This window comes from Streptomyces alkaliphilus, assembly GCF_014141535.1.
Lineage (GTDB): Bacteria > Actinomycetota > Actinomycetes > Streptomycetales > Streptomycetaceae > Streptomyces > Streptomyces alkaliphilus.
Map to the genome: position 1 here is coordinate 1 of NZ_VKHT01001640.1, position 583 is coordinate 583.

Annotated in this window: 1 protein-coding gene; it reads right to left on the minus strand. The window is 75.8% G+C overall.

All coding sequences use genetic code 11. The features are described from left to right. Window positions 1-542, minus strand: a 542-nt coding sequence (locus tag FNQ90_RS26100) for an aldehyde dehydrogenase family protein (protein ID WP_182608550.1), incomplete at its 3' end; no start/stop codon positions are given. Between the last annotated feature and the right edge of the window lie 41 nt (window positions 543-583).

Below are 583 nucleotides of genomic sequence, written 5' to 3' on the forward strand. Positions count from 1 at the left end.
GGCTTGAGGAGGATGGGGGTGCCGACCGCGATCGCCGGGGCCACCTTGTGCGCGCACAGGTTCAGCGGGAAGTTGAACGGCGCGATGCCCAGCACCGGCCCGTACGGCACCCGGCGGGTCAGGGCCAACCGTCCGGTGCCGCCCGGGTCGCTGTCCAGGCGCTGGGCGGTGCCACCGTTGAAGCGGCGCGCCTCGTCGGAGGCCCAGCGGAAGACGGACCGGCACCGGCCCACCTCGCCGCGCGCCCAGGTGATCGGCTTGCCGTTCTCCGCCGAGATGAGGCGGGCGATCTCCTCGGCGCGCTCCTCGATCCGGGCGCCCACGTGGTCCAGGGCCGCGGCCCGGACGTGGGCGGGGGTCGCGGCGAAGGCGGGGGCGACCCGCACCGCCGCCTCGATCGCCGCCTCGACCTGCTCGGCGGTGGGCACGCTCACCTCCCCCACGACGGAACCGTCGCGGGGAGAGGTCACGGTGAGGGTCTCCCCTCCCGTGGCGGGACCGCCGGCGAGCCAGAACGGACGGGGGGAAGTCGTGGTGGTCATCGCGCGAACGCCCTTCCGGTCGGCGGGAGTCGGTGCGGGGG